This window comes from Aquabacter sp. (genome assembly GCF_965279295.1).
Lineage (GTDB): Bacteria > Pseudomonadota > Alphaproteobacteria > Rhizobiales > Xanthobacteraceae > Aquabacter.
In genome coordinates this window covers 120,595-146,818 of the sequence record NZ_CBDIHQ010000017.1, presented here as the reverse complement: position 1 = coordinate 146,818, position 26,224 = coordinate 120,595, and the positions used below count along the sequence as shown (strand labels likewise).

The following is a 26,224-nucleotide window of genomic DNA, read 5'->3' as shown; positions in this document are numbered from 1 at the left end:
GACCCAAGCCACGGCATGTTCATCTCACATTATGAGACACCCAAGCCAGCGGCCAGTCAAACCGCCACTCATTTGTGCCCGTTCGTAAGCGCCTGGGATGCCAGGAATGCAAGCGTCAGAGCCGGCCCCAACGTGATGCCGGGTCCGGGATAGGTGCCGTCCATCACCGAATTCGCATCGTTTCCGGCAGCGAAGAGGCCGGGAATCGGCTGGCCGCCGGCATCGAGCACCCGCGCCGCGGCGTCGGTTTGCAGGCCCGCGGCTGTCCCAAGCGTGCCGGGATGCAATGTCACGGCATAAAACGGCGCCTGGAGAATGGGCGCGAGGCAGGGGTTGGGCTGTTGCGCACCATCTCCCATATGCCGCTGGTAGGCATCCGCGCCGCGCCCAAACGCGGGATCTGCCCCATTCACGGCACTGACGTTGAACCCAGCCACCGTGCTCTCGAGCCCGGCCGGATTTATCCCCAGTTTAACCGCCAATTCGGCCAGGGAGCCGCCTTTGACAAGATAGCCGGAGGCTTCCTCGGCCCGGGTGGAGAGGGCGAAGGGCTTGATGGTGCCAAGACCATACCGCCACAGAAAGCCGGCATCGCAGACCAGGTGGCACGGCACGGCATCAGCGGCCAGCATGTCCTCCACGAACTGATGATAAGAGCGCGCCTCATTGGCGAACCGCCGCCCCTGGCGATCGACGATGATGGAGCCTGGCTTGCCCCGGTCGGTCACGGTGTGGGGATGCGCCGGGGCGCCGGGGGGCAGCGAGACCGGCACCCAGAAGGCATTGCCGTGCGTCTGCAGGCCCATGGCAGCGCCCGCCGCGCGGCCGAGACAGATGCCATCGCCGGTGTCGCCGCTGTCCGCGGCGGAATAGGCGCGCGCCTTGGCGGGCAGATGCGCGGCAACCTCGTCCCGGCCGTGCGGAAAGCCGCCGGCGCAGAGAATGACGCCCCGGCGCGCCGACAGGGTGCGCCCGTCCGCCAGGATGACCCCGGCGACGCCACCACCATCCGCCATCGCGAGCCGGGTCACGGCCGCGCCCGTCTCCACCCGCGCACCGGCATCGAGCGCGGAGGCGAGGAGACGCGCCACGAGGGCATTGCCGAGATAAAGCGTGGTGCCGCGCGCATAGGAAAGGCGCTGCCAGCCATAGCGCAGTGCCAGCTCCGCAACGCGCAGAAACGAGCGAACGGAGCGCATCGCCTTGCGAAAGTGGGGAATGTCTGCGCGGTCCACCATCATGCCGCCGAACAGGGTGAAGGCCGGCAACGGCGGCTTCACACGGGCGAACCAGGCGCCGAGGCGGCGTCCGTCGAACGGCACGGGCTCCAGCACGCGCCCGCCGAGGGTGGCTCCGGGCTTGTCCGGGTAATAGTCGGGGTAGATTTTCACCGGCCGGAACTTCGCCTGGGTGCGTTCCTCGAGGAGGGCAATGGCGCGCGGCCCGGCTTCCAGCACCGCGCGGCGTACCGCCGTCGGAGTGCCGCCGAGGCTTTCGAGATAGGTTTCCGCCTGCGCCACGCTGTCGGAGCCGCCCATGGCGCGCATGTGCTTGTTATCGGGGACCCAGACCATGCCGCCGGAAATGGCGGTGGTGCCGCCCACCGCCCGATCCTTTTCCAGGACGCACACGTCGAGCCCGGCGGCTGCGCAGAAGGTTGCCGCCGCAAGTCCGGCGGCACCCGAGCCCACCACGATCACGTCATAGACCGCTTCGGCCTGGGCCATGGCGCCCTCCATTTATTCTTTCAATATGAAATGCAGGGCTTCAATATTAGAATCAGGGCCGCGCGCAAGCCGAATTACAAAAAATCTAACGATTTCAATCATATAATTTGCGCGCTTGGGCAAAATAACGACTTAACGGTCGCTCATATTGTGAGATCGTATTCGGTATGATTGAATGCTAGAGAAACCTCGCGCGGGAAATCATCCGCGCAAGACGAAATTGTTCGCCGAAGAGGGAGACCGCCGAAGATGCCCAGGATGAAGGGTGCCGAGATCATCACAGAGTATCTCATCGACAACGATATCCCTTATGTCTTCGGCATCTGCGGGCATGGCAATGTTGGCATGCTCGATGTGCTCTATGAAGCCAAAGATCGCATCACTCTGGTTTCGCCGCGCCACGAGCAGGTGGCGGCCCATATGGCGGACGCCTATTTCCGCGTGAAGCACCAGCCGGTGGCGACCCTCACCTCCTGCGGCCCCGGCTCGGCCAACATCGTAATGCCGCTCGCCTGCGCGCTGACGGACAGTTCCGCCATCCTCGCCATTACCGCGAACGTGCCCACCTCGCAGTTTAACCGCTCCCCGTTCCAAGAGATCAACCGCCATTATCAGGCGGACTTCGTAAACGTGCTGCGCCCCGTGGTGAAGCGGTCTTTCCAACCCACCCGCGTGGACATGCTGCCCCTGGCGCTGCGTCAGGCCACCACAACCATGCTGTCCGGCCGCCCTGGCCCGGTGAATATCGACATACCCTTCAACGTCTTCCAGGAAGAGGACGACGTGGAGATGCCGCCGCCGGCGCCACGCCATCTGTCCCAGCGTTCCGGCGCCGGAGAGGACGAGATCGCGCGCGTCATGCAGTTGATCGGCAACGCGGAGCGTCCGGCCTTCTTCATCGGCCATGGCGTCACCCTCTCGGAAGCCAGCATCGAGATAACCGAAGCCGCCCACACGCTGGGCATCCCGGTCATCTCCTCGCCCAACGGCTTCGGCTGCATCGACATGGTTGATCCCCTATCGCTGGGCTTCATCGGCCGCAACGGCGCCTATGAGGCGAACCAGGCGGGCCGCCACGCCGACCTGGTGATCGCGGTGGGCGCGCGCTTCGACGATCGCTCCGCCTCCTCCTGGATTCCCGGCTATTCCTGGAACTTCCCGCACACCAAGCTGGTGCATGTGGATGTCGACCCCGACGAGCTGGGCCGCAACTATCCCCCCGATGTCGGCATCCTCGCCGATGCGCGCACCTTCCTGCGCCAGATCCTCGCCGCCGCCCAGGACATGCAGGGACAGCGCGAGAAACGCGCGCCCTGGCTTGCCGAGATCGCCGGATGGGCGCAGCAGTGGGAAGAGTTCATCCGCCCCAATTTCTCGATCCACGCCTCTCCGATCCGCCCCGAGCGCATCGTGGCGGATTGCGAGGCGGTGCTGCCGCCCGACGCCATCATCTGCTGCGACGTGGGCGTCAACCACAACTGGTTCATGCAGTTCTGGAAGGCCCGTCAGCCCCAGACCATCCTCAATTCCTGGGGATTCTCCGGCATGGGCTTCGGCGCGGCCGGCGCGCTCGGCGCCAAGCTCGCAGCGCCCGATCGTCCGGTCATCGCCATCGCCGGAGACGGCTGCTTCACCATGGTGCCCCACGTTTTGTGCACGGCGGTAGAGTACAACATCCCGGTGGTGTGGGTGATCTGGAACAACTTCGCCTGGGCCTCGATCCGCGACATCCAGATGGGCATGTTTGGCGGCCGCGAGCACGGCACCGCCTTCTATCACGGCGATAACAAGAAGCCGTACAACCCCGACTTCGCGGCCTGGGCGCGCGCCTGCGGCGTCGAGGGGCTCACCGTGACCAAGTCCGAGGACTTCAAGGACGCGCTCGCCTACGCGGTGTCGCTCAACAAGCCGATCCTGCTCGACGTGCATGTGGACGCCGAAGTGCGCCCGCCGCCCACCGGCACCTGGCACCTGCCGCCGACCCCGTTCCGCGAACCCGCCTTCGGCGCGCCGTGGTCGCCGGAGCCGCTCGTACCCGCGAAATGATGCCGACCCATAGAGCGCCCGCCGCACCGGCGGGCGCTCTGGAAGCCACCGGCAAAGAATAAACGGCAGACAATAAACGGCAGAGAATAAACGGGAGGACAGGATGATCGAGGGCAACGGCGGATGGTCCATCCGCAACATCGCGGAAGTGCCGTGGCTGGAATATCCGAACCATTTCGGCGGTGCGCTGTCCAAGCCGCTGGTTCAGCCGGGCACGGCGCCGACCAAGCTGCTGGATTATCGCATCTCCATGTATCAGCCGATGGCGCATGTGGCGGTCCATAGCCACAAGGTGCAGGAGCAGATTTACCATGTGCTCGACGGCGAAGGTCTCATGGAGATCGACGGCAAGAGCTATCTGGTGCGCAAGCACGACGTGATCTACCTGCCGCCGGGCGTCCCCCACAATATCGCCAACAGCGGGCTGGTGGATCTCGTCTTCCTCGTCATCACCACGCCGCCCAGCGACGACTGAGCCGCGCGTACAAAGCTTATCCGGGTGTCTGCGTAAGTGGCCGAAGGCCGGTCAGGACCCAAGCCTGTTCAACTGAAGACCTGTTCAACTGAAGAGACGACTGAAGTCGTCCAACCGGGAGGAAACAGCATGAACGACCCTTTCAAGGGACGAGAAGCCGTATCCGGGGCCATCAGCCGGCGCAACACCCTTAAGCTCGGCGCCGGCCTCACCGCCGCCGCCACTCTCGGCTTTCCCGCCATCGTCAAGGCGCAGGCCGACGCGATCAAGATCGGCCATCTCACGCCCATGACCGGGTTCCTGGGTGCCCTGGGAAGCTATGCCGTGCTGGGCATCAAGATGGCCGAGGAGGAGATCAACGCGGCCGGCGGCGTCATGGGCCGGCCGATCCAGGTCATGTCAGAGGATTCCATCAATCCCGACACCGCCGCCACCAAGGCCCAGCGCATGCTGGACCGCGACGGCGCGGCCCTCCTCATGGGCGAAATTTCCTCTGCCTCCGCGCTCGCCATTTCGCAGGTGGCGGCGCGCAACAAGCGCCTGTTCCTCTCCATCGGCGCGCGCTCCGACACGCTGCGCGGCAAGAGCTGCAACAAGTATATGTTCTGCATCGACATCCCAAACACGGTGATGGTCAATGCGGTGGGCAGCGCCCTGCTGCGCGACAACATGGTGAAGGGCAAGAAATTCGTCACCCTCACCGCCGACTACGTGTTCGGTCATGACCTGCTGCGCGCCGCCAAGTCCTTCTTCGGCACCCATGGCGGCATTCTGGTGGGCGACGAATTGGTGGCCACCGACGTCACCGACTTCAGCCCCTATCTGCTGAAAATCCGCCAGGCGCGACCGGACGTGGTGTGCTCCAACCTCGCGGGCAACCAGGTCACCAACCTCATCAAGCAATACGCCGAATTCGGCCTGCCCTACCCCATTGTCGGCTTCAATCTGAACACGGCGGATGCCTGGGCCGCTGGCGAGGGCAACCTGTCCGGCACTTGGCCCACCGTCTGGTATCACACCCTGGATACCCCCGGCTCCAAGGCGTTCGTCGCCAAGTTCATCCAGAAGAACGGCAAGCCGCCTGAGAACCACGCCTGGATCCAGTACATCACCCTGAAGCTCACCGCACAGGCGATGAACGAGACCAAGTCCGTCGATACCGACGTGATCGCGGCCTATCTGGAAAAGGGCGCCGAGTTCGACATCCTCAAGGCTCGCAAGGCCTATTTCCGCTCCTGGGACCACCAGCTCATCCAGGAGGCCTATCCCTTCACGGTGAAGCCGAAGGCTGAGATCAAGGACAAGTGGGACATGCTCCAGCTCGGCGCCGCGGTGCCGAACCCGAATGAGCCGCTGGAAAGCATCTACCCCACCCGAGAACAGAACCCGTGCAGCCTCTGAAGTTTATCAACCTCTGACGTGATGACGGGCGGGCGCACCCCGCCCGTCCGCTTCCAGCCCTCGCGAGCACCGGACCGGGAATGGAAATCGTCTTCTTGTTCGAGCAGGTGCTGAACGGCCTCGTGCTCGGCGGCTATTATCTTCTCATCGCGCTCGGCCTGTCGCTGATCTTCAGCGTCGGCGGCGTGGTGAACCTCGCCCATGGCGCGTTCTATGCGCTCGGCGCCTATGCCGCGATGGAAATCCGCGACCGCCTCGGCTTCGGGGCGGCGGTCGTGCTCTCGCCGGTGGCGGTGGGGCTGCTCGGCATCGGATTCGAGCGGTTCCTGCTGCGCCGGTTCTATCGCGCCGATCCGATCCTCAGCCTGCTCGTCACCTTCGGCCTCGCTATGGTGGCGGAGCAGGCCATCCGCATGATCTGGGGCGCCGCGCCCGTTGCCGTGAACCTGCCGCCGGAACTGAAGGGGCCGGTGATGATCGGTGACTTCCTGTTCTCGCGTTACCGATTGCTGCTGCTGGCGATCGTGGCTGTGGTTCTGGCCGCCATCTGGTTCCTGCTGAACAAGACCGCATTCGGCAGCGTGGTGCGCGCCGGCGTGCAGAAGCCGGACATGGTGGCGGCGCTCGGCATCCGCCTCCAGCCCTACATGACCGCGATCGTGGTGCTCGGCGTCGCGATGGCCGCGCTCGGCGGGGCGCTATTCGCGCCCATCACCACGGTGCATCCGGCCATGGGCGCGGAAATCATGGTGGTGGCCTTCGTGGTGGTGGTCATCGGTGGTCTCGGCAGCTTTTGGGGCGTGGTGCTCGCGGCCCTGCTGGTGGGCGTGGTGCGCGGCGTCACCATCCACTTCCTGCCGGCGGCGGGCGAAGCCTCCATGTACGTCCTGATGTTCCTGGTGCTGCTGCTGCGCCCGCGCGGCCTGCTGGGCGAGCGCATCGAGAAGTTCGAGCAATGAGCGCTCTCGCCAAATCCCGCCCGCTGCTGATCGGCCTCGCCGCCGTGGTGGCGCTGCCGATCGTGCTGCCGGCCATCGGCCTCACCGTCAATATCGCCACCGTGGTGGTGATCCTGTCCATCGCCGCGCTTGGGCTGAACCTGCTGGTGGGCACCACCGGCCTCACCTCGTTCGGCCATGGGGCCTGGTTCGGCCTTGGCGGGTATGCCGCCGCCATCGCTCAGCGCACCTGGTTTCACGGCGAGATCTTCCTGCCGCTGCTGTTCGCTTTGGTGTTCGTGGCGCTGGTCTCAGCGGCGGCGGGCGCGCTGATCCTGCGCCGGCGAGGCGTGTATTTCTCGCTCCTCACGCTGGCGCTTGCCGCGCTCTGCTACACCGTTGCGTTTCGGTGGACCGAGGTGACGGGCGGAGAGGACGGGCTCGGCGGCCTGCAGCGCGGCACGCTGCTGGGCATAAACCTCGACGACGCGCTCGCCTTCTACATCCTCATGTCGGTGTTCGGCCTCGGCGTGCTGTATTTCATGCTGCGCCTGGAGCGGTCGCCGTTCGGCCATGTGCTGGCGGCGATCCGAGAAAACCAGTTGCGCGCCACGTTCCAGGGCTATGCCGTGGACCGCTACAAGCTGGCGGCTTTCGTGATCTCGGCGGTGGTGACAGGCTTTGCCGGCGGTCTCTCAGTGTTCCTGCACTACATCGTTTCGGCCGAGGCGATCTCGGTGCCACTCTCCGGCGCCTTCCTCGCCATCGTCGTCATCGGCGGCATGCGCAACATCCTCGGGCCGGCGCTCGGCGTCGTCTTCTTCATCCTGTTCCGCGAGTTCCTATCGATCTGGACCGCGAACTGGCTGCTCTGGTTCGGCCTGGTGTTCGTCGGCTTCATCATCTTCTCGCCCGATGGGCTGGTGGGCATCTGGGCGCAGATCGCGCGGCGCTGGAAGGCACCGGCGCAGGACGGCGCCGCCATGAGCAAGCGCAAGATTTACGAGGGGCTGCCCCTGCCGGCCTTCCTGCGCCCGGAAATTCCCACCGGCACGGTTCTGGACGTCTCTCATGTCTCCAAGCATTTCGGCGGCATTCGCGCGGTCAATGACGTTTCGCTGACCGTCGCGGGGGGGGAAATCCATGCCCTCATCGGACCTAACGGGGCGGGCAAGACCACCACCTTCAACCTTATCTCCGGCATGTTCGGGCCGGACAGCGGCACCATCAAGCTCGAAGGGCGCTCGGTGGCGGGCCGGCCGGCGCATCGCATCTCCCGGCAGGGGCTTGCCCGATCGTTTCAGATCACCTCGCTGTTCAACGGCCTCACCATCTACGAAAACCTGCGCCTGTCGGTGCAGGCGACCCATGCCGGCCGCTTCAACATCTGGCGCGATGTGGACAGCTTCCGCCAGGTGCAGGCGGAGACCACCGAATTGATGAAGTTCCTCGGCCTGGAAGGCATCGAGGACATCCGCAGCGGCGATCTCTCCTACGGCGGCCAGCGCCTGGTTGATCTTGGCATCGCGCTCGGCCTCAAGCCGCAGGTGCTGCTGCTCGATGAGCCACTCGCGGGCCTCGCTGCCGCCGAGCGAGAGCGCGTCTGCCGCCTCGTCTGCACCATCGCCGCCAACGTGCCGGTGCTGATGGTGGAGCACGACATCGACCGCATCCTCGCCTTCTCCCACCGCGTCACGGTGATGAACCAGGGCGAGGTGCTGATGACCGGCAGCCCGGAAGAGGTGCGAAACGATGCCCGCGTGCAGGAGGTCTACACCGGCTCCGGCACACCGGCGGTGGTCGGCCGCGCCGGCGCCTCGGACGGTGTGCGCCCCACCATCCTGAAGGTGGACGCGCTCAACACCTTCTACGGCAAGAGCCACATCCTCAACGACGTGAAGCTGGATATCCGCCAGGGCGAGATCGTCGCCCTGCTGGGCCGCAATGGCGCCGGCAAGTCCACGCTGTTGAAGTCACTTGCCGGGCTGGTGCCCGCCCGCTCCGGCAGCATTGTGTTCGACGGCCAGGAGCTGGTGGGCCTGCCGGCGCCTGATGTGGCACGTCTCGGCATCGGCTACGTGCCCCAAGGACGCGGGCTGTTCGCCGGCATGAGCGTGCGTGAGAACCTCGCGCTCGGCCGCCTCGCCCGCAAGACCGACGGCTCCACCGGCACGGTCTGGAGCGAGGACCGCATCTTCGAGATGTTCCCGGTGCTCAAGGCGCGCCTCGCCACCCCAGCCGATTATCTCTCCGGCGGCGAGCAGCAGATGCTCGCGGTCGCCCGTGCCCTCTCCGGCAACGTGCGCCTGCTGCTGCTCGACGAGCCGTTCGAGGGACTGGCGCCGGCGGTCATCGAGGACCTGTTCCGGGTGTTCGACCAGCTCCGGCGCGAGCTGCCCATCCTCATCGTCGAGCACAATCTCGATCTCGTTCTCGCTCTCGCCGACCGGGTGTTCGCACTCGAGCGCGGCGCGGTGTTCCACGAAGGGGTGGCGGAACCACTCCTCACCAATCTCGACTACCGCAAGGAAATTCTCTGGCTATGACCCGACGCGAAAATGCCCTGCTCATCAACGGCCGCTGGACGGCGGGCGCAGGTGAGACCATCACCGTTCTCGACAAATACAAACTCACGCCCTTCACCAGCTTCGCCAGCGCCACGCTCGCCCAGGTGACGCACACCATCGACACCGCCCAGGCCGCCTTCCGGGCCGGCGTCCCGACCCCTTACGACCGTGGCGCGGTGCTCGACCGGGCAGCCATCCTGCTGGAGCAGCGGCGCGAGGATTTCGTGCACGCCATGCAGGCGGAAGCCGGCTTCACCCAAAGCGATGCCAATGGCGAAGTCACGCGCGCCATCCAGACCCTGAAGATTTCCGGCGAGGAAGCCCGCCGGCTGACCGGCGACGTCATCCCCATCTCCGGCGCGCCGCGCCAGGCCGGGCGTCTTGCCTTCACGCTGCGCGTGCCGCTCGGCGTCGTGCTCGCCGTCACCCCGTTCAATTCGCCGCTCAACACCGTGACCCACAAGGTGGCCCCAGCCATTGCCTCGGGCAATGCCGTGGTGCTGAAGCCCGCGAGCGCGACGCCCATCACGGCGCTGCTGCTCTGCGAAGTGCTGGTGGAGGCAGGCGTCGCCCCCGGCTTCCTCTCCCTCGTCCACACCAAGGGCGAGATCACGGATGCCATGCTGACGGACGAGCGGCTGCGCTTCTTCGCCTTCACCGGCAGCACGGAGGTCGGCCGCACCATCCAGCGCGCGGCGGGGCTGCGGCGGACCCAGATGGAACTGGGCTCCATCGCCTTCACCATCCTCTGCGATGACGCAGACCTTGGAAAGGCGCTGCCGAAAGTCGCCGGCGCCGGCTATCGCAAGGCCGGGCAGGTCTGCACCTCGGTGCAGATGCTCCTCGTGCACCGGAGCATCTTGGACGACGTCACCCAGCGCCTCACGGGCATGGTGAAGGCGCTGAAGTTCGGCGACCCCAACGATCCCGCCACCGAGGTCGGCCCCCTCATCAGCGAGAAGGAAGCGATCCGCATAGAAGGCTGGATCGAGGAAGCGGTTTCGACGGGCGCAACGCGCCTGGTGGGGGGCGCGCGCGCCGGAGCGGTGGTGCCCCCCACACTCCTCACGGGCGTCGATCCCTCCATGCGGGTCGGCTGCTGCGAGATCTTCGGGCCGGTGGTCTGCATCCTGCCGTTCGACACGCTGGATGAGGCTATTGCGCGGGTGAACGCCACCCCCTACGGACTGGCCTCGGGCATCTTCACCAACCGCCTGCTGGACGCGCTGAAAGCCGCCGAGCAATTGGAGGTGGGCGGCGTACACATCAACGAGACCTCCTCGTCGCGTGTCGATCTCATGCCTTATGGCGGCTCCAAGGACAGCGGCTTTGGGCGTGAGGGGCCCTATTACACGGTTCACGAGATGACCGAGGAACGGGTCATCACGATTTCGACGCAGTGACCTTGCTTACGCAGTGACACCTGCGGCCCCGCCGGGAGCGGGGCCGCAAAAACCGAGGATTTGGAATGGCTGGGAAAATTGCCCTTGTGTTCGGTGGCTCGCGCGGCATCGGCGCCGCGTGCGTGACGGCGCTCGTCGCGGACGGCTACCGTGTGGCCTACACCTATGTGAACGATGCCGGCGTGACGCCCGAAGGTGTCAGCGCCTATCGCGCCGACATCGCAGATGCCGCCGACGTGGCGGCCACCTTCGCGGCGGTCGAGAAGGATTTCGGCGCCGCGCCGAACGTGGTGGTCGCGAACGCCGGCATCAATGTGCCCGGTGCTCCCCTGGCGCAGTTCCCAGCAGAGAATTTCCGCCGGCTGGTGGAAGTCAACATCGTCGGCGCCTTCAACATCCTCGCCGAGGCAGCCCGCAAGGTGCCGGACGGCGGGGCGATCATCGCGCTCACAACCTCGCTGGTGCGCCATGCGGCGCCGGGCATCGGCCCCTACAGCGCCACCAAGGCGGCGGTGGAGAGCCTGGTGCGCTCGATGGCGAAGGAACTGGCCCCGCGCAACGTGCGGGTGAATGCTGTGGCGCCCGGCCCGGTCGACACCGACCTGTTCCGCGCCGGCAAGACCGACGAGATGATCGGCCGCTCGGCCGCGATGAGCCCGTTCAATCGGGTGGGAAAGCCGGAGGAGATCGCCGCCGTCGTCACCTTCCTCGCGTCCGACAAGGCGTCCTGGGTGCACGGCCAGATCGTTCAGCCGAACGGCGGGCTGGTCTAAAAAATGGGTGGCGGCCCGCCCCCGAGCCGCCACCCAGTTACGCCCGTTTCCGGGCGCCTTTGAGCGCGCATCTCTTGTGAGCGCGCTCTGAACGTCTGAACCCACTACATCGCTGTGGAGCCGCCATCCACCCTGAGGCTGGAGCCGGTGACCATGCGCGCGCCGGGAGAGGCGAGGTAGAGCACCGCCGCCGCCACATCCTCGGGCTTCAGCACCTCCTTGAGGGGGATGCTCGCCATCGCCGCTTCGCGATAGGCCGGGTCCTCGAAGAACGGCGCCGTCATCGGCGTCTCGACGATGGTGGGGGCCACCGCATTGACGCGGATCTTGTGGGGCGCGAGATCGATAGCCATGGACTTGGTCATGCCCTCGATCGCGTGCTTGGTCATGGAATAGACCGTGCGGCGCGGACCGCCCACATGACCCACCTGGGACGAGATGGAGATGATGGATCCGGTGCCGCCCTGGGCCACCATCACCGCCGCCGCAGCCTGCGCCACCTTGAAGGCGGCGCGGATGTTGAGGGCGATGAGCATGTCGAGTGTCTCGTCGTCCACATCCAGCACATATTGCAGCTTGTTGGTGCCGGCATTGTTCAGCAGGACGTCGAGCCGCTTCAGCGCCCGGATTCGGTTCGGCAAGGCATCGCCCCGCACATCCTCGATCCAGGACTCGATCTGGCCTGGAGCTTCACGCTCCAGGCTGGCGAGATCGTCGGGAGTACGCGCCACCGCGATGACGCGCGCGCCCGCCCCGGCAAGGGCGAGGGCGCTGGCGCGCCCGATGCCCTTGCCGGCCCCTGTCACCAGGGCGATCTTTCCATCCAATACGCCGCTCATTTGATCGCCTGCGGGTTGATCGGCGAACCCGTGCCGCCGGTGATGATCAGCGGGGGAGCGACGAACAGGAATTCATACACGCCGTCTTCGGCGCAATCCTCGGCCAATTCCTTCAGGAAGAAGATTTCGCCCATGGTCAAGCCCATGGCCGGAATCACCACCCAATGCCAGGGCTGGAACACCTCGGTGGTCTCATTCGGGCGAACCTCGACGCCCCAGGTGTCGGAGCAGATCGCGGCGACCTCCTTCTCCTGGCACCAGTAGCAATTCTCGAACTTGACGCCGGGCGCATCGCCGCCGGCGTAGCCGCCCCAATTGCCGCTCTTCAGGCGCTGTTCCATCTGCCCGGTGCGGACGATGACGAAATCGCCCTTGCCGATCGTCACGCCCTGCGCCTTCGCCACGGCGTCCAGTTCGTCGTTGGAGATGCCGTAGCCGTCTTCGAGATATTCGACCTTCTTGAAGCGGGCGACGTCCAGCAGCACGCCACGGCCGAGCATCTTGTTGCGGGTGTGCTCGATGCCGTTCTTGTGCACGCCGCCCGAGTCCACGAGCTTGGCTTCAAAGCCGTTGTACATCTTGTCTTCGTAGAAGACGTGGCCGAGCGAATCCCAATGGGTCGCGGCCTGCACCGGCATGTTGAGCGCGTCGTCCGCGTAGCGGATCTTATTGGTCTCGTCGAAGCGGCCGGCGATGGCGTCGGTGCCGGTGGCGAGCATGGTGTGGATGGGGTTCCAGCGGCCGCCGAACAGGCCGTTCTGGGGCCCGCTGGCGCCGAGCGGAATGCCCAGCGCGAAGGACTTGCCCTTCTTCACCAGCTTGGTGGCGGCGACGATATGCTCCGGGGTGACGTGATTGAGCGTCCCGATTTCGTCTTCCTTGCCCCAACGGCCCCAATTCGAGAGCTTCTCGGTCGCTTCGGCAATCGCCTTCTTGCCAACATTGATGTCCATCGGTCTCTTCCTTTTGTTTTAACGTCTGGTCAGGGCTGAAAGCGGCGCTAGGCACCGCCGAGGTAAAGCTTGCGCACGATGTCGCTGTCTTTCAGCGATTGCGGGTCGTCGGCGGAGAGCGCGATGCGCCCATGCACCAGCACATAGCCCCGGTCGGCGATGCGGATCGCCTGGGGGAAATTCTGCTCGGCCATCAGCACCGTCAGGCCGAGCCGCTGCTTCATCTCCGCGATGGTGTCGATGGTGCGCGCCACCAGGATCGGCGCGAGGCCGACCGAGGGTTCGTCCACCAGCAGGATTTTCGGCAGGGTCATCAGCGCGCGGCCGATGGCGAGCATCTGCTGCTCGCCCCCGCTCATGGAGCCGGCGAGCTGCACGCGGCGCTCCTTGAGGCGCGGAAACGCCTCGTAGCAGAAGGCGAGGCTCTCGTTTCGCTTGCCGCGCGCGGCGGTGCGGAACGCGCCCAGGAGGAGATTTTCCTCCACCGTCAGCTTGGGGAACAGGCGCCGGCCTTCCGGCACGATGGCGATGCCGAGGCCGATGATCTCCTCGGTGGGGCGCCCCACGAGATCGTACTCGACCCCGTCGATGGTGGCGCGCACCGTGCCCTGGGTGGGCCGGACCTGGCCGGTCACGCATTTGATGAGCGTGCTCTTGCCGTTGCCGTTGGTGCCGAGCAGGGCGACGGTCTCGCCGGAGCGCACCTGCAGATCAATGCCTGTGAGCACCCGCACGGCGCCATAGCCAGCGTGCAGGCCCTCTATGGTGATGCTATTGGCCAAGGTAAGCCCTTTCCACGTCCGCGTGCCGCATCACCTCCTCGGGATCGCCATCGGCGATCTTTTTCCCGGCCACCAGCACCACGATGCGCTGCGAGAACCGCAAGACGGCGCGCATGATGTGCTCAATGAGGATGACCGCGATGCCCTCGCCGTTGAGACGCTCCAGCAGTTCGACGATCTCGTCCACCTCGCTGTCGGAGAGGCCGGCCATGGCTTCGTCCGCGATCAGCAGCCGGGGGCCGGCGGCGAGCGCCCGTCCCAGCTCCAGCTTGCGCAACTCCACCTGGCTGAGATCCTTCGGCGCCCAATAGGCTTTGGCGCCGAGGCCGATGCTTTCCAGGATTTCCAGCGCCCGCTTCTCGCTGCCGCCTTCCGGGGGATGAGCGAGGGCGAAGCGCAGGGGCACCACGACATTCTCGATCACGCTCAGCTTCTTGAACGGGCGCGGGATCTGGAACGAACGCACCAGACCGCGCCGCGCCCGCTGCCATGCGGGAAGGCCGGTGATGGCATCGCCCTCGAACAGGATCGCCCCGCGTTCCGGCGTCAGCGCCCCGGTGATGCAATTGACGAAGGTGCTCTTGCCTGAGCCGTTGGGGCCGATTAGCCCCACCCGCTCGCCCGGCGCGATCGAGAAGTCCACATTGTCCAGCGCCGTGAAGCCGCCGAACTGCTTGGTGACGCCGCGCGTCTCAAGGATGGGGCCGCTCATGACCGCCTCCCCCGATAAGCCCGCACCAGCCCGACCACGCCGGTCGGCGCGAGGGTCACGAACACCACCAGCAGGATGCCGACGATCAAGAGATTCGCGGCCGAGGAGATGGTGACGGTGAGCACCTGCTGGGTGGTGCCCAGCAGCACCGCGCCCACCACCGGCCCCCACCAGGTGGCGGTTCCGCCGATCAGCGGCATCGCGATCGCGTTTACCGCGATGGCGAGCGAGAAGGCGGAGGGCGGGTCGACATAGGTGATGAAATAGGGGAAGGGCGCGCCTGCCATGCCCATGAGTGCACCGCACAGCGTCGTCGCCAGCAGCTTCAGGCGCAGCCCCGGAACGCCGCTTGCCTCGGCGGCGAGTTCGTCGTCGCGGATCGCCGCGAGCCCCATGCCGACCCAGGACCGCTCCACCGCCACCGCGACCAGGACAGCCACGACGGCGAGCACGGTCATCAGCACCATGAGGTACTGGACGTAGGACACGAACGGCGCCACCGCGTCAGGCCGCAGCATATAAGTGCCACGCGAGCCGCCGACGAAACTCCAGTTGACGATGAGCGTTTGCAGCACCACCGACAGAGCGAGCGTGGCGATGGAGAAGAACACCCCGCGCAGGCGCAGCGTCAGATACCCGGTGCCGAGCCCGAGCAGGCCTGCGGTCACGCCGGCGGCCAACATGGCGATCGGTAGCGGCAGGCTGACCAGCTTTTCGAGCGCGATGGTGGTGTAACACCCCACCGCAAAGAACCCGGCGGTGCCGAAGTTCACATATCCGGCGTAGCCGCCGAGGATGTTCCAGCCCGTGGCGAGCACCACGTACTGGAAGATGATGTAGGCCACCAGGAAGTAATACTCGCTCACCCGAGGGGCGAACAGCAATTCCAGGGCGACCAGGACAATGCCGGCCACAAGGATCGGCACGCTGAAGGCTTTCGCCTTGCGGCGCGGCACCGGCATGGCGGTGGGATGGATGGCAGTCATCGGCCGAGGATCCCCGCGGGTTTGAAGGCGAGGGTCAGCAGCAGCAGCCCGAAGGCGACAGCCGGCGACCAGGACGGTCCAAGGAAGGTGGAGGTCATGGTCTCGGCGATGCCGAGGATCATGGCCGCGATGAGCGTGCCCGGCAGGCTGGTCATGCCGCCGAGAACGCAGATAGCGAAGGCCCGGCCGATGAACTCGCGTCCGATCGATGGCTCGACCGACTGGATCACGATCAGCAGCATGCCGGCGACGATGGCGCTGCCGACCGCGATGCCGAAGGCGATCTCCTTGGTGTGGATCGGGCTTGCCCCGACGAAACGCACCGCCTCCAAATCCTGCGCCACCGCCAGGATGGCCCGGCCGGTGAAGGTCTTGGAGAGATAGAGCTGGATCGCCACCAGCATCGCGATGCCGGCGACGCAGGGCGCGGCGAGACGCAGCGGGATCTGCACAAACCCGATCTCGTAGGTCTTGGCGAGATAGGGCAAATCGATAAGCCGGTAGTCCACACCGAAGATCAGCACCAGGCTGATCTCGACGATAAACATGACGCCAAAGAAGAAGGCCAGCCCCTGGAGCGAGTCATCCCCGCGCCGCTCGAAGAAGTGATAGTAGCCGCGATAGAACACCCGGCCCACGAAGAAGCCGCCCACCGCGAACACCAACACCGACAGAAACGGGTCGATCCCGAGGGTGTTGATCGAGAGATAGGCGAGAAACGAGCCGATAATCATGAACGCCGGATGGGCGATGTTCACAATATCAAGCATGCCGAACGCGATGGTGACGCCGACAGCCACGGCGGCATAAAAGCCCCCGAGCATAATGCCGGACGCCACTGCGTTCAGCAGCAGATCCCAACTGAAGTCCATGTCCGTCCCCGGTTTGGCGACACGCAGCGGCGCAGCCCGATGGGCGCGGCCGGTCGTCCGCCCTGGTGCAAGGTGGCGGGCAAACTCCGGGCGTCATCGCCCGAAGCATCGGTAATGTAAGGTGTCGCCTTGGCCCGGAGGCCGCGGCTTCGAAGCCGCGGCCTCCGTTCGAGGCTACTTGGAAGCGGCGGAGAAGGGGTACTTCAGCGACCCGGACTTGAACTTGTCGGGGTAGATGATGACCTGCCGCCCGGCTTCCTTGAACTGCGCCAGGTCGTTGCCGACGACACCCTGATACTGCACCCAGAGGATGCGGGGGGTCGCCCACTCGCCACGTTCCTGGAACTTGATGTCGCCGCCGATGGTCTTGAACTCGGTCTTGTGGATGTACTCGGCGAGCTTGGCGTCGTCGATCGACTTGGTCGCTTCCACCGCCTGCCCGAGGATCTGCAATTCCGCATAGGCGAGCGGGGCGATGTAGAAGCCGAGCGGATCGACGCCCTGCTTGTCTGCTTCCTTGCGGTAGCGAACCAGGAAGTCCTCGACGCCGGGGAACTTCATGGTGGGCTCGGGAGCGTAGAGGTCGTAGCCAACCACCCCGTTGAGGGAGGCGCCGAGCTGGGTCTTCAACGCGGCCGACTGAAGGCCGATGAGGCCGCCGCCGAACATCTTCACATTGTCGAGGCCCACCTCGCGCACCGCCCGCACCATGCCCGCGGAATCCGGGGGATAGGAGGCGAGGAACACGACGTCCGGATTGGTGGACTTGATGGCGCGCACCACCGAGGCGAACTCGATGGTGTTCGGCGGATAGGTCCGGTCATAGACGATTTTGAGACCCGCCTTCTTGGCGTTCTCGCGAGCGCCGGCGAGGGCGATCGAGGGGAATTCCGCGTCGCCGCCCACCAGCGCGATGGTCTGCGGCTTGGGGTTCATGGACATGGCCGCTTCGATGAAGCCCTTGGAGAACTCGGCCTGCGCGTCGGGCCCGTTCGGCTGCATCTGGAAGTAGCGGTCGTAATTGAACTTGTCGTTGGCGGCGAGACCGAAGAGGGTCATGAAGACCTTCTTCTTCTGCATCACGGTCGGCATGGCCGCAACGATCTGGCTGCTGGCATAGCCGGAGACGACGAGTTCCACCTTGTCCACGTCGATCAGCTTGGCATAGATGCCAGGGACGGTGGCCGGGTTGGACTGGTCGTCATAAAATACCAGCTCAACCTTGCGGCCGAGCAGGCCGCCCTTGGCGTTCTGGTCTTCCGCCCAGAGTTGCATCGCAAGCAGCACCGACTTGCCGAAGGCCGCGAGGCCGCCGGAGAGCGCAATGCCCATGCCGATGCGGATCGGCGGCTGTGCGGGCTGCGCGAATGCCGGCAGGCTGGCGAGCGCCATCCCGGCTGCGAGTGCGGCGACTGCCGCGCGTCGTGTCATCCCTCTCAGGAAACTCATGTGTTCTTCCTCCCAGATGGCCTGTTTCGGCCGATTGACGGGCTTTTCGCTCCGCTCTTTTGAAAACCGCCGGGCGCGTTCTCGCGCCCGGCGGCGTTACGTGTGGTCTTTAGATATTGGTCTTGTCGGCGCCCTTGAGCTGAAGGATCTCGCGCGCCTCGTCGGGCGTCGCGACTTCCAGGCCCAGGCCCTCGATGATCTGGCGGGCGAGGTGCACCTGGTCCGCATTGGAGGTGGCGAGCTTGCCCGGCCCGGCCCACAGCGAATCCTCGAGACCGACGCGGATGTTGCCGCCCATGGAGCAGGCCATCGCGGCGATGGGAAGCTGGTTGCGGCCGGCGCCGAGCACGGACCAGCGATACTGGTCGCCGAACAGGCGGTCGCAGGTGCGCTTCATGTGCATCACGTCCTCGGGGTGCGGACCGATGCCGCCCAGGAGGCCGAACACCGACTGCACGAAGAACGGCGCCTTTACCAACCCGCGATCCATGAAGTGCGCGAGATTGTAGAGATGCGCGATGTCGTAGCACTCGAACTCGAAGCGCGTGCCGTTATCGTACAAGGTGTGAAGGATATATTCGATATCCTTGAAGGTGTTACGGAATACGAGATCGCGCGTGTTCTCGAGATGCTGGCGCTCCCAGTCGTATTTGAAGTCCTTGTACTTATCGAGCAGGTGGTAAAGCCCGAAATTGATGGAGCCCATGTTGAGCGAGGCGACTTCCGGCTTGAAGGTCGCGGCGGGAAGCACGCGCTCCTCCACCCGCATGTAGGGGCTGCCGCCGGAGGTGATGTTGATGACCGCGTTGGTGGCCTGCTTGATCCGCGGCAGGAACGGCGCGAAAGCTTCAGGCCGCTGATCGGGCTTGCCGTTCTCGGGGTCGCGGGCATGAAGATGGAGAATGGCGGCGCCGGCTTCGGCCGCAGCCAGGGCATCCGTGACAATCTCGTCCGGCGTGATCGGCAGGTACGGCGACATGGTGGGGGTGTGAATCGCGCCCGTAACGGCGCAGGTGATGATCACCTTGCGGGTCTTTGCCAACGGTCTCTCCCTATCCGACGGCTGTCCTCGCCGCCTTATTGATCAGAAGCTCAATACATATTGAGTCGATTGTCAATAGCGACAGGGAGGTCTAAACGATCAGACGAGGCCCATTCGCGGCAGCCTGCCGGAGGACGGATTGAAGAAACAGACACAAGCCAGGCAAGCGGAAGAAAGGCAAGCGCAAGAACCGGATGCGGAAGAAACCGTTGCGCTGGCGCGGAAGAAACCGGCCCGTCTAGTTGCCGCCAATCGCCCCTCTTCCCCTCGCACCCGCCTCGATCCCAGCGTGCGCGAGCGCATGATCCTTGACGCCGCCGTGGAATTCTTTGCGGAGCACGGTTTCGAGGCCCAAACTAAGGATCTCGCGGAGCGTATCGGCGTCTCCCAGGGCCTTATTTTCCGCTATTTCGGCACCAAGCAGCATCTTGTGGAACAGGTGTACCAGAAGGTCTTCCTGGAGCGCGTGTCGCGCGCCTGGGAGGTCGGCCTGCGCGACCGCAGCGTGCCGCTGCCGGAGAGAATCGAACGCTTCTACCTCTCCTATTTCGCCGCCGTCGACGAGTATCACTGGATTCGCGTTTCTCTGTACGCGAGCCTCGCCGGCCACGACATTATCGCCCGCTACATCCAGAGCCATGTGGGCCGGCTGCTGGAAATCATCCTCCGGGAACTGCGGGTCTACCGGGATCTACCCGAAGAGGGTGTCATAGAGCCGATCGAAGCCGAACTGGCGTGGCACCTGCATTCCACGTTCATCTATTATCTCGTGCGCAAACACATCCACCGCCTGCCGGTGATGGAAGACAAGCCAGCCATGGTGGCGCGCATCGTCGCCAGCTTCCTCAATGAGTTCCAGCACGTCGCCGCCGGCGATGCGCCCGCGAAGCCCAGCGCTCCCCGCCCACGCAAAGCCCCCACTCTCCCCGACGCGTGAGGTTGCGCGAGGCGTGATACCGATCGCCCTCCCCGCTTGCGGGCGTGGCGGCGATCCATGACGCGCCGGCCCCCCTGTCCCAGGGTCCACTTCCCCGCCGGCCCTTTGGCCGCCCCCCATCGCGCCCCCTTGGCCGCGAGCCCCGCGCAGCGTATCCAGACGCGGAGTGCCGGAACGGCTTATGCTGCCGGCGACAATGAGCGCCTTGTGACATGAAGATTCTGGTGACGGGTAACGCGGGTTTCATCGGCTACCACACGGCGAAGGCCCTGCTGGCGCGGGGCGATGACGTGGTCGGCTTCGATGTCGTGAACGATTATTACGACCCGAGCCTGAAGGAAGCCCGCCTCGCCGATCTCGACGCCACCGCGCGCGCGAGCGCCGGCACCTATCGCTTCGTGCGCGGCGACCTCGCCGACAAGGCGGCGGTGGAGGCCTGCTTCGCCGATCATCGCTTCGACCGGGTGATCCACCTCGCCGCTCAGGCCGGCGTCCGTCATTCCATCACCCACCCCGAGGATTATGTCGCCTCGAACATCGTGGGCTTCACCAACATCCTAGAAGCCTGCCGGCACAAAAGCGTGGCCCATCTCACCTACGCCTCGACCTCGAGTGTCTACGGCGCCAACACCCACATGCCGTTTTCCGAGCATCACGGCGTCGACCATCCGCTCCAGTTCTATGCCGCCACCAAGCGGGCCAACGAATTGATGGCGCACGCCTACAGCCATCTGTTCCGGTTGCCGACCACGGGCCTGCGCTTCTTCACGGTTTACGGGCCGTGGGGACGGCCAGACATGGCACTGTTCAAGTTCACCCGCGCCATTCTCGCCGGCGAACCCATTCCGGTCTTCAACAACGGGGAGCACACCCGAGATTTCACCTATGTGGCCGATATTACCGAGGGCGTGATCCGGGCCAGCGACCAGATCGCGGCGCCCGACCCCGCCTGGAATGCGGAAAAGCCGGACCCCGCAAGCTCCAACGCGCCGTTTCGCATCTTCAACATCGGCAACGAAGCGCCGGTGAACCTCATGGAATATATTGAGGTTCTGGAGGCGTGCCTGGGACGCCCCGCCATCAAAGAGATGCTGCCCGCGCAGCCGGGCGATGCCATGGACACCCGCGCCGACGTATCCGCCCTGATGCAGGCGGTCGGCTATCGCCCCACCACCACGGTGCGCGAGGGCGTCGCGCGGTTCGTCGACTGGTACCGGGGCTATTACGGGGTCTGAGTTCTAAGAGCCGGCCGCTTCGCCCGGTCGCTCCCTCTCCCGCTTGCGAGGGAGGGCTGGGGAGGGGGCAGGCGGGGGATTGGTGCTGGGTGTCGAGTGACTGCGGCATGCCCCCTCTCCCCGAGGGGGAGAGGGCTGGGGTGAGGGGGACAACCCGTTCCAGTCCTGAAATGTCGGAGCCCCCTCACCCGGCTGCCTCGCAGCCGACCTCTCCCCTCGGGGAGAGGTGGAAACAGCCCGGCCTTTGCGCCTAACGAACCATGGGAGTTTGCCAGATCCCTTTCGCAGAGCTCCGGGCTGGGGAGGGGGCAGGAGCCGGACGAGACGCTCCACCCCCAGCCATTCGCACCATTCCCCCTCCCTAACCCTCTCCCGCTTGCGGGGGAGGGAATGACCCAGTGGTCGCTGCTAGGAACGAGGAAATATAAGGAGATGTCCGCCCTCAGGAGAGCTTGCCGGAATACTTCTCCAGCAGCGACCAGGCCTCGTCGCCGAACTTGCCCTTCCACTCGGCATAGAAGCCGGCGGCGCGCAGGCGGTCACGAAAGCTGTCGGCCTTGGTGTCGTTGAAGGCCAGCCCGCCGGCGGTCAGTTCCTTGCGCAGATTGGCGTTCAGCGTGGCCACATCCGCGCGCTCCTTCTCGCCCGCCGCATTGACGTTCTTGGCGACGATGGCGCGCAGGTTCTCCGGCATCTTCTCGAACGCGCGGCGGTTGGCGAGGAACCAGAAGCCGTCCCACATATGGTTGGTGATCGAGCAGTATTTCTGCACTTCGTAGAGCTTCGCCGTGGCGATGATGGCGAGGGGATTTTCCTGCGCGTCCACCACCTTGGTCTGAAGCGCGCTGTAGACTTCGGCGAAATTGATCGAAGCCGGAGCGGAATCGAACGCCTTGAACATGGAGGTCCAGAGCGGGGAGACCGGCACGCGGATCTTCAGGCCCTTGAAGTCGGCGGCGGTCTCGATCGGCTTGGTGGAGGTGGTGACCTGCCGGAATCCATTGTCCCAGATCTTGTCCATGGCAACGATGCCGAACTTGGCGATCTGGCCGCGCACATAGGCGCCGAGATCGCCGTCCATGGCCTTCCATACGGTGTCGTAATCCGGGAAGGCGAAGCCGATGCCGCTCACCGAGGCATTGGGCACCAGGGTCGAGAGGATCAGCGGCGAGAGGGTGAAGAACTCGATGCCGCCGGAGCGAAGCTGGCTCAGCATGTCCGTGTCGCCGCCAAGCTGGCTGGAGGGGAACACCTTGATGTCCACCTTGCCGTCGGTTTCCTTGCGGATCGCCTCGACCATCTCGTTCGCGCGCACGTTCATGGGGTGCGAGACGGGCAGGTTATTGGCGTATTTGTAGGAGAATTCCGCGGTCTGCGCGCGGGCCACGAACGGCGCGGCAACGCTGCCGACGAGGACGGACGCGGCGCTGGCCTTCAGCAGGGTGCGACGGCTCAAAGACATGATTTCTTCCTCCTTTGACAACCCGCGAACGGGCCGGCTTCCTCGCCCAGGTCCGTTTGCGGACCCTTATTGATGGCTTTTCATCGCCCCCTTGTGGGGGTTGTTCGCAGAGAGATACAGTCTCGCCCCGAACTTGTCGTCGGCGATCTCGCTCAACTTAAGTATAAGGTCCACAAAATGGATCCAAGGGAAGGAAGCGCGATGCCCACTGCGCCGAAAGGGGGCATCGCCCCGTGCTCCAGGCGGGTGATGAATCTCGCGCACGTCTTGCGGCAGGCGGCACGACGCTTCCCTAACGACATCTCATTCGTGCACGACGCCCTCACGGTTACATGGCGCGAGATGGATGCGCGCGTCGATGCCATGGCCGCCGGCCTTCTGGCGCGTGGCCTCGGCAAGGGCGACCGGGTGCTGGTGCAGTCGAAGAACTGCCTTCAGATGTTCGAGAGCATGTTCGCCTGCTTCCGCATCGGCGCCGTGTGGGTGCCCACCAATTTCCGCCAGACCCCGGACGAGGTGGCCTATCTCGCGCAGGCCTCCGGTGCCGCAGCCATGATCTGCCACGCGGATTTCCCGGACCATGTGACGGCGGCGCGGCGCGATGCGCCCTCCATCGCAAGCGTCATTTCCATCGGCGCCGCGCCGTTTGGTGAGGATTATGACGAGATCGTCGCGGCCCATCTTGGCGAACGGCCGAAGACCGCCGACGTGGAGCATGACGACCCCTGCTGGTTTTTCTTCACCTCCGGCACCACCGGTCGCCCGAAGGCGGCGGTGCTCACCCACGGACAGATGGGCTTCGTCATCACCAACCATCTGTGCGACCTGATGCCGGGCACCACGGAGCAGGACGCCTCCCTGGTGGTCGCCCCGCTCTCCCATGGCGCGGGCATCCACCAATTGGTGCAGACCGCGCGCGCGGTGAAGACCGTGCTGATGCCGTCCGAGCGTTTCGATGTCGCGGAAGCCTGGCGGCTGGTGGAGCAATGGCGCATCACCAATCTCTTCACCGTGCCCACCATCACCAAGCTGCTCACCGAGCATCCGAGCGTCGATGAATTCGACCATTCCTCGCTGCGCTACGTGATCTATGCCGGCGCGCCGATGTATCGGGAGGACCAGAAGCGGGCCTTGGCCAAGCTCGGCACGGTTCTGGTGCAGTATTTCGGCCTTGGGGAAGTCACCGGCAACATCACCGTCCTGCCCCCGGCGCTTCACCAGCCCGACGATGGACCGCAGGTGAAACTCGGCACCTGCGGGTTCGAGCGCACGGGGATGATGGTGCAGATCCAGGATGATGCCGGGGAAGAAGTCGCGCCGTTCGCCACGGGCGAGATCTGCGTTGCCGGCCTCGCGGTGTTCGCGGGCTATTACAACAACCCCGAGGCCAATGCGAAAGCGTTCCGCAATGGCTGGTTCCGCACCGGGGATCTCGGCCATGTGGATGAGGAGGGCTTCCTCTTCATCACCGGCCGCGCGTCCGACATGTACATTTCCGGCGGCTCAAACGTGTATCCCCGCGAGGTGGAGGAGAAGGTGCTTCAGCACCCGGCCGTCGCGGAAGTGGCGATCCTCGGCGTGCCTGATCCCATGTGGGGCGAAGTCGGCGTCGCGGTCTGCGTGCCGCGCGCCGGGGCGCAGGTGATCGAGGCCGACGTGCTCGCCTTCCTGGACGGCAAGGTCTCCCGCTACAAGCTGCCGAAGCGGGTGTTCGTGTGGGACGCGCTGCCTCGCTCCGCCTATGGCAAGATCACCAAGAAGATGGTGCGCGAGGCGCTCGAGGAGCGCGGACTTTTGCCGCTCGATGCCCCCGCCGCAAAAGCGAAGGAGCGCTCGGCGTGAACGCGCCGCTGCGTCTGCTGGTCCATCCCGGTCCCGTCACGCCGGAACGCAGGGAAAGCCTGGACGAGGCCGGAGCGCGCGCCTTCCGGTTCCCCCTGATGCCGGGCCGCTCCCTGCATGAGGGGCTGGTGGGTGCCCTTCATGCAGTTGGCGCCCAATCCGCCGCTTTCACACTCACCGGCGGCACGTTCGCCAGCCTTGCCTATTGCATCGCCGCCCCCAACCCGGACGGCCCGCAGGTGGCGCGCTATTCCGTTCCGATCCCAGCCGGGCCGGCGGGTGTAATCGGAGCGGGCGGGGCGTTGGGCCTCGATCTGGAGGGCAAGCCGCTGATCCACTGCCACGCATTGCTGTTCGCTGCCGATGGCCTGCCCTTCGGCGGCCATCTCCTCCCGCACGAGGCCATCGCCGGCGATGACCCGCCGATTGTGTATGCCCGCGCCTTCACCGCCCTTTCCATCGCCCAGCGTTTTGACGCCGAGACCGCCATGTCGATCTTCCATCCCAGGGCCAGGGAAACAGCTTATGCTCGCTGATGTCCCGGAAGCCGGCCGCACCGGCCGGCTGCTCTACGGCCGGGTGCGGCCAAATGAGGATCTCGTCGACGCCATCGAGGCGATCTGCGCCGAACATGGGTTTGCGGCGGCGCTGGTGCGCGGCAGCCTCGGCAGCCTGACCGAGGCGTGCCTGGAAACACTCGGTGGGCGGCGCGTGATGGTCTCAGGCGCGGCCGTGGAAACCCTGACCCTGATGGGCGAGGTCCGCACCATCGACGGCGTGCCCCGCGCCCGCCTTTCAGGGACGGTTTCGGACGCGGACGGGCGCGTGTTCGGAGGGACTTTTGTCGCCGGGCGCAACCCGGTCTGCGTCACGTTCGAGGTCGCGCTGGAGGAATGGATCGGCGGCTGACGCCCACGGCCACACGGCAGGAGAAATAACAACAAGGGAGAGAAGCATGACGGATCGCGGAAGCGTTCTGGTGACGGGCGGCGCCTCCGGCATCGGCCTCGCCCTGGTGGAGGAACTGCTGAAAGAGGGCTGGCGCGTCGTCGCGGCGGACGTCATGGCGGAGCATATCGCCAGCGCGCAGGCGGAGCTTTCCGCCTATGGCAACCAGGCCCGCTTCCTGCCGCTCGATGTGACCGACGAGGCGGCGGTCGTGGAGGCCATCGCCGAGGCGGACCGGGATTTCGGCCCGCTCAAGGGCGTGGTGAATAGCGCCGGCATCGCCCGCGACCTGCCGGCGCTGGAGACATCAGCGGACCTGTTCCGCAAGATTCTAGACGTCAATCTGGTCGGAACCTTCGTGGTGGCGCGGGAGGCGGCGCGCGCCATGAAGGCGAACGGCGGCGGCTCCATCGTCAACATCGCCTCGGTGTCGGGGCAGCGGGGCAATCTGGGGCGCTCGGCCTATGGCTCGTCGAAGGCCGGCGTCATCCTGCTCACCCAGGTGATGGCGGTGGAACTGGCGCAGGACAATATCCGCGTCAACGCCATCGCCCCCGGTCCCATCGAAACGCCGTTGGTGAAGGTGCTCCATACGCAGGAGGCTCGCGCGGCCTGGATGCAGACCGTGCCCATGAAACGCTACGCCGCCCCCAAAGAGGTGTCCGGCGCCATCGCGTTCCTGCTGGACGGCGAGAAGTCCGGGTTCGTGACCGGCCAGACCATCAATGTCGATGGCGGCTTCCTGGCCGGGGGCCTGATCGGCCTTTAGGCCGGGCCAAAACGGTTGGATCTCGGGCGCGCTTCAGAAGAACGCGCCCGAGACATCACATGCAGT

23 protein-coding genes are annotated in these 26,224 nt (G+C 65.4%); 13 read left to right on the top strand and 10 right to left on the bottom strand.

Going from position 1 to position 26,224, the window contains the following annotated elements; genetic code table 11:
- Positions 1-68: 68 nt before the first annotated feature.
- A complete protein-coding gene (locus ADADO0_RS15385; RefSeq protein WP_511306056.1) occupies positions 69-1,727 on the bottom strand; it encodes an FAD-dependent oxidoreductase in 1,659 nt (552 codons plus the stop codon).
- A gap of 249 nt (positions 1,728-1,976) precedes the next feature.
- On the opposite strand from ADADO0_RS15385, the gene ADADO0_RS15380 reads away from it, so the two are divergent.
- From ADADO0_RS15380 to ADADO0_RS15350, 7 genes are all read left to right on the top strand, one after another.
- Complete coding sequence (locus ADADO0_RS15380) at positions 1,977-3,773, top strand: thiamine pyrophosphate-binding protein (protein WP_511306055.1); 1,797 nt, start codon at positions 1,977-1,979, stop codon at positions 3,771-3,773.
- A 103-nt stretch (positions 3,774-3,876) separates the two neighbouring features.
- The gene (locus tag ADADO0_RS15375; RefSeq protein ID WP_511306054.1) at positions 3,877-4,248 is read left to right on the top strand and encodes a cupin domain-containing protein; all 372 of its coding nucleotides are present in this window, start codon (positions 3,877-3,879) and stop codon (positions 4,246-4,248) included.
- A gap of 129 nt (positions 4,249-4,377) precedes the next feature.
- Positions 4,378-5,649 (top strand): ABC transporter substrate-binding protein, encoded by a 1,272-nt coding sequence (locus ADADO0_RS15370; RefSeq protein WP_511306053.1) that lies wholly within the window; start codon positions 4,378-4,380, stop codon positions 5,647-5,649.
- A gap of 80 nt (positions 5,650-5,729) precedes the next feature.
- Positions 5,730-6,608, top strand: a complete 879-nt coding sequence (locus tag ADADO0_RS15365) for a branched-chain amino acid ABC transporter permease (RefSeq protein WP_511306052.1) — start codon at positions 5,730-5,732, stop codon at positions 6,606-6,608.
- Positions 6,605-9,133, top strand: coding sequence for a branched-chain amino acid ABC transporter ATP-binding protein/permease (locus ADADO0_RS15360; RefSeq protein ID WP_511306051.1), 2,529 nt, complete (start codon positions 6,605-6,607; stop codon positions 9,131-9,133). The genes ADADO0_RS15365 and ADADO0_RS15360 overlap by 4 nt, the downstream gene beginning before the upstream one ends.
- Positions 9,130-10,557, top strand: coding sequence for an aldehyde dehydrogenase family protein (locus tag ADADO0_RS15355; RefSeq protein ID WP_511306050.1), 1,428 nt, complete (start codon positions 9,130-9,132; stop codon positions 10,555-10,557). Before ADADO0_RS15360 ends, ADADO0_RS15355 begins: the two co-directional genes overlap by 4 nt.
- Positions 10,558-10,622: 65 nt before the next feature.
- Positions 10,623-11,330, top strand: coding sequence for an SDR family oxidoreductase (locus ADADO0_RS15350; RefSeq protein ID WP_511306049.1), 708 nt, complete (start codon positions 10,623-10,625; stop codon positions 11,328-11,330).
- A 104-nt stretch (positions 11,331-11,434) separates the two neighbouring features.
- Here the strand turns inward: ADADO0_RS15350 and ADADO0_RS15345 are convergent, their stop codons facing one another.
- From ADADO0_RS15345 to kce, 8 genes are all read right to left on the bottom strand, one after another.
- Positions 11,435-12,169, bottom strand: a complete 735-nt coding sequence (locus tag ADADO0_RS15345; protein WP_511306048.1) for an SDR family NAD(P)-dependent oxidoreductase — start codon at positions 12,167-12,169, stop codon at positions 11,435-11,437.
- Entirely contained in the window at positions 12,166-13,122 is a 957-nt protein-coding gene (locus tag ADADO0_RS15340; protein WP_511306046.1) for a cyclase family protein, read from the bottom strand. Before ADADO0_RS15340 ends, ADADO0_RS15345 begins: the two co-directional genes overlap by 4 nt.
- A gap of 47 nt (positions 13,123-13,169) precedes the next feature.
- The gene (locus tag ADADO0_RS15335; RefSeq protein WP_511306045.1) at positions 13,170-13,904 is read right to left on the bottom strand and encodes an ABC transporter ATP-binding protein; all 735 of its coding nucleotides are present in this window, start codon (positions 13,902-13,904) and stop codon (positions 13,170-13,172) included.
- Positions 13,894-14,616, bottom strand: coding sequence for an ABC transporter ATP-binding protein (locus ADADO0_RS15330; protein ID WP_511306044.1), 723 nt, complete (start codon positions 14,614-14,616; stop codon positions 13,894-13,896). Before ADADO0_RS15330 ends, ADADO0_RS15335 begins: the two co-directional genes overlap by 11 nt.
- Entirely contained in the window at positions 14,613-15,602 is a 990-nt protein-coding gene (locus ADADO0_RS15325; protein WP_511306043.1) for a branched-chain amino acid ABC transporter permease, read from the bottom strand. The genes ADADO0_RS15330 and ADADO0_RS15325 overlap by 4 nt, the downstream gene beginning before the upstream one ends.
- A complete protein-coding gene (locus tag ADADO0_RS15320; protein ID WP_511306042.1) occupies positions 15,599-16,474 on the bottom strand; it encodes a branched-chain amino acid ABC transporter permease in 876 nt (291 codons plus the stop codon). Before ADADO0_RS15320 ends, ADADO0_RS15325 begins: the two co-directional genes overlap by 4 nt.
- Before the next feature lie 174 nt (positions 16,475-16,648).
- Positions 16,649-17,923 (bottom strand): amino acid ABC transporter substrate-binding protein, encoded by a 1,275-nt coding sequence (locus tag ADADO0_RS15315; RefSeq protein ID WP_511306041.1) that lies wholly within the window; start codon positions 17,921-17,923, stop codon positions 16,649-16,651.
- A 109-nt stretch (positions 17,924-18,032) separates the two neighbouring features.
- A complete protein-coding gene (kce, locus tag ADADO0_RS15310; protein WP_511306040.1) occupies positions 18,033-18,965 on the bottom strand; it encodes a 3,5-dioxohexanoate:acetyl-CoA acetone transferase in 933 nt (310 codons plus the stop codon).
- 301 nt (positions 18,966-19,266) lie between these two features.
- On the opposite strand from kce, the gene ADADO0_RS15305 reads away from it, so the two are divergent.
- The gene (locus tag ADADO0_RS15305) at positions 19,267-19,902 is read left to right on the top strand and encodes a TetR/AcrR family transcriptional regulator (RefSeq protein ID WP_511306039.1); all 636 of its coding nucleotides are present in this window, start codon (positions 19,267-19,269) and stop codon (positions 19,900-19,902) included.
- Between the two features lie 212 nt (positions 19,903-20,114).
- A complete protein-coding gene (locus ADADO0_RS15300; RefSeq protein ID WP_511306038.1) occupies positions 20,115-21,137 on the top strand; it encodes an NAD-dependent epimerase in 1,023 nt (340 codons plus the stop codon).
- Positions 21,138-21,579: 442 nt separating this feature from the next.
- Here ADADO0_RS15300 and ADADO0_RS15295 read toward each other — a convergent pair whose 3' ends face one another.
- Positions 21,580-22,599 (bottom strand): TRAP transporter substrate-binding protein, encoded by a 1,020-nt coding sequence (locus tag ADADO0_RS15295; protein WP_511306037.1) that lies wholly within the window; start codon positions 22,597-22,599, stop codon positions 21,580-21,582.
- Between the two features lie 249 nt (positions 22,600-22,848).
- Here ADADO0_RS15295 and ADADO0_RS15290 point away from each other — a divergent pair, with 249 nt between their 5' ends.
- Genes ADADO0_RS15290 through ADADO0_RS15275 form a run of 4 tightly spaced genes read left to right on the top strand, consistent with a single transcriptional unit; the run spans position 22,849 to position 26,158 of the window.
- Positions 22,849-24,441 (top strand): acyl-CoA synthetase, encoded by a 1,593-nt coding sequence (locus tag ADADO0_RS15290; RefSeq protein ID WP_511306036.1) that lies wholly within the window; start codon positions 22,849-22,851, stop codon positions 24,439-24,441.
- Positions 24,438-24,977, top strand: a complete 540-nt coding sequence (locus ADADO0_RS15285) for a PCC domain-containing protein (RefSeq protein WP_511306035.1) — start codon at positions 24,438-24,440, stop codon at positions 24,975-24,977. The genes ADADO0_RS15290 and ADADO0_RS15285 overlap by 4 nt, the downstream gene beginning before the upstream one ends.
- Complete coding sequence (locus tag ADADO0_RS15280) at positions 24,967-25,350, top strand: PCC domain-containing protein (RefSeq protein ID WP_511306034.1); 384 nt, start codon at positions 24,967-24,969, stop codon at positions 25,348-25,350. The genes ADADO0_RS15285 and ADADO0_RS15280 overlap by 11 nt, the downstream gene beginning before the upstream one ends.
- A gap of 46 nt (positions 25,351-25,396) precedes the next feature.
- Positions 25,397-26,158: an SDR family NAD(P)-dependent oxidoreductase gene (locus ADADO0_RS15275; RefSeq protein ID WP_511306033.1), complete on the top strand. Its 762-nt coding sequence runs from the start codon at positions 25,397-25,399 to the stop codon at positions 26,156-26,158.
- The last annotated feature ends 66 nt before the right edge of the window (positions 26,159-26,224 follow it).